Source organism: Micromonospora sp. URMC 106, assembly GCF_051386395.1.
Taxonomy (GTDB): Bacteria; Actinomycetota; Actinomycetes; order Mycobacteriales; family Micromonosporaceae; genus Micromonospora.
On the sequence record NZ_JBPQTP010000196.1, the window covers coordinates 1 to 5164 of the forward strand.

The following is a 5164-nucleotide window of genomic DNA, read 5'->3' on the forward strand; positions in this document are numbered from 1 at the left end:
GAAGCTAAGCCCTCCAGCGCCGATGGTACTGCACTCGGGAGGGTGTGGGAGAGTAGGACACCGCCGGACAATCATTCCAGTCGAGGGGCGCCCCATCCGGGTCGCCCCTCGACTGCGTAGCGCCATAGGTGGCGCAATGAGGAAGGATGTACCTGTGAGTTCAGGATCGCAGGGCGGAGATCGTCCCCGTCGTAACGACGACCGCTCGGGCGGGCGCGAGGGCGCCCCGCGCCGCGGCGACGGCCCCTCGTACCGGAACGACCGGGACGGTCAGCGCGGCGGGTATGCCGGCGGTGACCGCCGCGAGGGCGGCTTCCGGTCCGGTTCCCGCGACGGCGGCGCCCCCCGTCGTGATGGCGGCGAGCGCCAGGGCGGTTTCCGTGGCGACCGCGACGCTTCCCGTGGCGGTGAGCGTCGCGAGGGTGGCTTCCGCGGCGGGGACCGCGAGGGCGGTTTCCGTGGCGGTGAGCGCCGCGACGGTGGCTTCCGTTCGGGTCCGCCGCGCGAGGGTGGCTTCCGCCGTGACGGTGGCGACCGTCAGGGCGGCTTCCGCAGCGATGGTGACCGCCGTGAGGGCGGTTTCCGTGGCGGTGAGCGCCGCGAGGGCGGCTTCCGCTCGGGTCCGCCCCGCGAGGCGCGGGACGACCGTCGCGAGGGCGGCTTCCGCGGTGGTGACCGCGAGGGCGGTTTCCGCGGTGGCGATCGTGAGGGTTTCCGTGGCGGTGAGCGCCGTGAGGGCGGCTTCCGTGGTGGCGATCGTCGCGAGGGCGGCGAGCGTCCGGGCGGTGGCTTCCGTGGCGGTGACCGCGAGGGCGGTTTCCGTGGCGGCGATCGTCGCGAGGGTGGCTTCCGTTCGGGTCCGCCCCGCGAGGGTGGCGCTGGGCGGGACGACCGTCGCGAGGGTGGCTTCCGTGGTGGTGACCGCGACGGTGGTTTCCGTGGCGGTGAGCGCCGCGAGGGTGGCTTCCGTTCGGGTCCGCCCCGCGAGGCGCGGGACGACCGTCGCGAGGGCGGTTTCCGTGGCGGTGACCGTGAGGGCTTCCGTGGCGGCGATCGTCGTGAGGGCGGTGAGCGTCCGGGCGGTGGCTTCCGTGGTGGTGACCGCGAGGGCGGTTTCCGTGGCGGCGATCGTCGCGAGGGTGGTTTCCGTCGTGAGGGCGGTGAGCGTCCGGGCGGTGGCTACCGCGGTGGTGACCGCGAGGGCGGTTTCCGTGGCGGCGAGCGCCGTGAGGGTGGTTTCCGTCGTGAGGGCGGTGAGCGTCCGGGCGGTGGCTACCGCGGTGGTGACCGCGAGGGTGGCTTCCGTGGCGGGGAGCGCCGCGAGGGTGGCTTCCGTGGTGGTGACCGCGAGGGCGGTTTCCGTGGCGGGGAGCGCCGCGAGGGTGGCTTCCGTGGTGGTGACCGCGAGGGCGGTTTCCGTGGTGGCGAGCGCCGTGAGGGCGGTTTCCGTCGTGAGGGCGGCGAGCGTCCGGGCGGTGGCTTCCGCGGTGGTGACCGCGAGGGCGGTTTCCGTGGCGGTGAGCGTCGCGAGGGCGGCTACCGGGGCGGTGACCGTGAGGGTGGCTTCCGCCGCGAAGGCGGCTACCGGGGTGGTGAGCGTCGCGAGGGTGGCTACCGGGGTGGTGACCGCCGCGAAGGTGGCTTCCGTGGTGGTGACCGCGAGGGCGGTTTCCGTGGCGGGGAGCGCCGCGACGAGCGGCGGGAACGCCCGGAGGCGGAGGGCGAGCGCACCCAGGCGCCGGCGCTGCCCGACGAGATCGTCGCCACCGACCTCGACAAGGACGTCCGGGCCGAGCTGCTGTCGCTGGCCAAGCCGGTCGCCGAGACGGTCGCCCGACACCTCGTGGCCACGGGCCAGTTGATCGACGAGGACCCGGCGGAGGCGCTGGCGCACGCGCTGGCCGCCCGTCGGCTCGCGTCCCGGATTGCCGCCGTTCGCGAGGCGGTGGGTCTGGCCGCGTACCACGCGGGGGAGTGGCAGACCGCGATCGCGGAGCTGCGCACGTACCACCGGATGACCGGGCTGCAGAGCCACCTGGCCGTGCTGGCGGACTGCGAGCGGGCCCTGGGCCGGCCGGAGCGGGCGATCGACCTGTTCCGTGGCGCGGACCGGGAGAAGCTGGACCAGGCCGTGGCGATCGAGCTGCTGATCGTGGCGGCCGGTGCGCGCGGCGACCTCGGCCAGAAGGACGCCGCGGTGGCCATGCTCCAGGTTCCCGAGCTGACCACCGAGGTGGCCGAGCCGTGGACGGCCCGGCTGCGCTACGCGTACGCCGATGCGCTCCTCGCGGTCGGTCGTCGCGAGGAGGCCCGCGAGTGGTTCTCCCGGGCGGCTGACGTGGACGCGGAGGGCGAGACCGACGCCGCGGAGCGCCTGCTGGAACTCGACGGTGTGGTGATCGAGGGCGACGAGGAGGACGAGGAGTCGCCCGAGGCGATCGCCTCCGGTCCCGGGACCCCGGGTGCGGTGCCGGCCCGTCCGGACGCCGACCTGACCGGCGAGAGCGAGCCCGCCGACCGCGACGACGACGAGCGACGGGGCCAGGCCGGCACCGTCGACGAGCCGGAGCAGGCCGGAATCGCGGACGAGCGGCGGGACGAGGCCGCGGCCGTGCCGACGGACGATCTGGCCGAGGACGAGCTGACCGACGACGAGGCGGGGGCTGTCGCGGCCGGTCCCGACGCGGACCGCACCGCCACCACCGCAACCGGCGTCACCGACGCCGACGCCACCGCGAAGGACGTCACCGACACCGACGTCGCCAACACCGACGTCGCCGACGGCGACGCGGCCGACGGCGACGCGGCTGACGGCGACGCCACCGCGACGGACGTCACCGGCGAGTCGGACGCCGCGCAGCGATGACGACGGGCGCCGGGGAGCGGCTGGTCGACGGGTACGCCCTGGTCGTCTTCGACCTCGATGGCGTGATCTACCTGATCGACCGGCCGATCCCCGGTGCGGTCGAGGCGGTCGGCCGGCTGCACGCGGAGGGGCGGGCGGTCGCGTACGCGACCAACAACGCCTCGCGCCGCTCCAGCGAGGTGGCCGACCTGCTGACCGGGATGGGTGTCCCCGCCCGGCCGGAGGAGGTGCTCACCTCCGCGGCAGCCGCCGCCGAGCTGCTCCGCGACCGGCTTCCCGCCGGCGCCGCGGTGCTGGTGGTCGGCGCCGAGGCACTGCGGGCCGAGGTCCGCGCGGCCGGCCTGACGCCGGTGTCCCGGGCCGACGAGTCGCCGGTCGCGGTGGTGCAGGGGTACGGGCCACAGGTCGGCTGGGTGGACCTGGCCGAGGCGTCGGTGGCCGTGCGCGGCGGGGCGACCTGGGTCGCCACCAACACCGACCGGACGCTGCCCAGCGGTCGGGGACCGTTGCCGGGCAACGGCGCGCTGGTCGCCGCGCTGCGGACCGCGCTCGGCCGCGATCCCGACGTGGTCGTCGGCAAGCCCGAGCCGGCGCTGTTCGCCACCGCGGCCCGCCGCGCCGGCGGGGGCCGGGCGCTGGTGGTCGGCGACCGGCTGGACACCGACATCGAGGGCGCCCGCCGGGCAGGGCTGGACAGCCTGCTGGTGCTCACCGGCGTCAGCGACGCGGCCGAGTTGCTGGCCGCCCCTCCGCAGCGGCGGCCGACGTACGTCTCGATGGACCTGGCCGGGCTCTTCGACCCGGCGGCGGTGGTGCGGGTCCCGGGCGCGGCGGACACCGGCGGGTGGTCGGTGGCGTCGCGGGACGGCGCGTTGGAACTGTCCGGCGCCGGCCGCCCGCTGGACGCGCTGGCGGCGCTCTGTGCGGCCGCCTGGTCCGCGGAGCCGGCGCGGGTGCGCCCCGGGTCGGCGCAGGCCACGCAGGCCACGCAGGCCCTGAGCGCGCTCGGCCTCTCCGCCTGAGCGACCCGACCGCATCATGCCGGGCACGCGGTCGCATCGCGTCGGGCATGCGGTCGCATCGCGTCGGGCATGCGGCCGGATCGCGCCGGGCCGCCCGCCCCGGGATCAGAGCAGCTTGCGCAGCTTCATCAGGTCGAGCGGGTTGGCCTTGATCGACACACGCCGGGACGTGACCGCGCGGGTGACGTCGAGCTCACCGCGCACCAACGCGAGCAGGTCGTCGCTGCTCGTGCTCAGCGCGATCTTGGCCTTCGGATCGTCGCCGTCGGCCAGGTCGACCAGGCGGCCGCCGGTGAGCCGGCCGTGAAAGGCGGTGTCGAGGTCGGTGATCCGGCAGGCCAGCGTCCGGTCCAGGTCGATCTTCTCCCGCACCGTCTCCGCGTTGCGGTCCAGCCGGGCGGCCAGATCCTGCAACGCCTGCCGGCACTCGTCCACGCTGGCCACGATCGCTCCCTTGCCGTTCGCCACGCCGTCCCCGGCACCGTACCGCACGGGGCGTCGTGGGGTGCCCGGTAGCGTGACACCTGCACACCCCGCCCCGCGGAAGGACTCAGGCATGCAGGACGCGTGGCGCGCCTACCTCGAGCTGGCCATGGGCCTGACGGAGGCGCCCCGGAAGAAGGCCCAGGACGCGGCGCGCCGCCTCGTCGGCTCCGGCGGGGCGACCGCCGCCCAGCTGCAGGCGCTCGCCGAGGAACTCGTCTCCACCGGCGCGGCGAACCGGGAGGCGCTGACCAAGCTGGTCCGGTTCGAGGTCGACCGGGCCCTCGGCGCGGTGGGGCTGGCCACCGCCGACGAGGTCGCCGAGCTGACCCGCCGGGTGCACGAGCTGGAGCGTCAGCTCCGGGAGGCCAGGACGACCCTCGCCGCCCCGCCGGCCGCGACCGGCACCCCGTCGCCCACGACGTCCGAGGCGCCGTCCGGCACCGGCGCGAGGCCGGCCGCCCCGGGCGCCGCCGAGCCGGCCGCGCCCCCCGCCGCGTCGGAGGGCTCCGCCGCGACGCAGCCGGTGGCCAAGAAGGCGGTGGCGAAGAAGGCCGTGGCCAAGAAGGCCGTGGCCAAGAAGGCGGTCGCGAAGAAGGCGGTGGCGAAGCGGGCCCCGTCGGCCGTGGCCCCGGCCGGGGCCACCGACGTGGAGCCGGCCCGGCCGGTGAAGAAGGCGCCGGGCCACACGGATCAGCCGGGCGGTGGGGCGTGACCCGCCCCACGCCGGCGGGGAGCGGCTCGTGACCGGCCCGTACCGTCCCGGCCCGCCGCCCGGCGCCCGTCCCGGCCC

Annotated in this window: 5 protein-coding genes; 3 read left to right on the forward strand and 2 right to left on the reverse strand. The window is 76.2% G+C overall.

From position 1 onward, the window contains the following. Nucleotides 1–160: 160 nt before the first annotated feature. Entirely contained in the window at nt 161–1894 is a 1734-nt protein-coding gene (locus tag ACSNOB_RS31370) for a hypothetical protein (protein WP_436690990.1), read from the reverse strand. Here ACSNOB_RS31370 and ACSNOB_RS31375 point away from each other — a divergent pair. Together ACSNOB_RS31375 and ACSNOB_RS31380 are read left to right on the forward strand one after the other, a co-directional pair. Beyond that, the gene (locus ACSNOB_RS31375; protein ID WP_436690988.1) at nt 1796–2866 is read left to right on the forward strand and encodes a Replicase polyprotein 1ab; all 1071 of its coding nucleotides are present in this window, start codon (nt 1796–1798) and stop codon (nt 2864–2866) included. The genes ACSNOB_RS31370 and ACSNOB_RS31375 overlap by 99 nt on opposite strands. Next, the gene (locus ACSNOB_RS31380) at nt 2863–3888 is read left to right on the forward strand and encodes an HAD-IIA family hydrolase (protein ID WP_436690984.1); all 1026 of its coding nucleotides are present in this window, start codon (nt 2863–2865) and stop codon (nt 3886–3888) included. The genes ACSNOB_RS31375 and ACSNOB_RS31380 overlap by 4 nt, the downstream gene beginning before the upstream one ends. Nucleotides 3889–3993: 105 nt before the next feature. On the opposite strand, the gene ACSNOB_RS31385 is transcribed toward ACSNOB_RS31380, so the two are convergent. Beyond that, nucleotides 3994–4332: an SCP2 sterol-binding domain-containing protein gene (locus tag ACSNOB_RS31385; protein WP_393112011.1), complete on the reverse strand. Its 339-nt coding sequence runs from the start codon at nt 4330–4332 to the stop codon at nt 3994–3996. Between the two features lie 112 nt (nt 4333–4444). Between ACSNOB_RS31385 and ACSNOB_RS31390 the strand changes: the two genes are divergently transcribed. Continuing rightward, nucleotides 4445–5086, forward strand: coding sequence for a phasin family protein (locus tag ACSNOB_RS31390; RefSeq protein WP_436690986.1), 642 nt, complete (start codon nt 4445–4447; stop codon nt 5084–5086). The last annotated feature ends 78 nt before the right edge of the window (nt 5087–5164 follow it).

Coding starts and splice junctions, on each gene's coding strand:
- ACSNOB_RS31390 (WP_436690986.1), top strand. CDS start 4,445: ATGCAGGACGCGTGGCGCGCCTACCTCGAGCTGGCCATGGGCCTGACG.
- ACSNOB_RS31380 (WP_436690984.1), top strand. CDS start 2,863: ATGACGACGGGCGCCGGGGAGCGGCTGGTCGACGGGTACGCCCTGGTC.